This is a genomic window from Parafrankia sp. Ea1.12, assembly GCF_900465275.1.
Taxonomy (GTDB): domain Bacteria; phylum Actinomycetota; class Actinomycetes; order Frankiales; family Frankiaceae; genus Parafrankia; species Parafrankia soli.
Genome location: NZ_UBIZ01000523.1, coordinates 1 through 250, shown reverse-complemented (window position 1 = coordinate 250; position 250 = coordinate 1). Strand labels below are relative to the sequence as shown.

Here is a 250-nt window from a genome sequence, read left to right as displayed (position 1 = left end):
GCAGACGGGGAAGTGGTCTGCGGCGGCCGATCGCTGGCACACCGGATTCGTCGACGCCGCAGGCTGCGGCGGTCTGCTGGGGCAGATCGAGGGACGGGCCGCCGGCGATGTGCTGGCCTGGCCGGCCGACACCCCGCTCACCTGGCGCCAGGGGGTTCGTTTCGTGGCCATCGACATGTCCCCGTTGTGTCGGGCGGCGATCCGCACCGGACTGCCGCAGGCCACCGTGGTGGTCGATCATTTCCATGTG

General features: G+C 70.8%; 1 protein-coding gene. It reads left to right on the top strand.

The genetic code is table 11. The features are described 5' to 3' along the window. A partial coding sequence (locus FMEAI12_RS30565) for a transposase (protein ID WP_146776802.1) occupies positions 1 to 250 on the top strand: 250 nt, incomplete at both ends.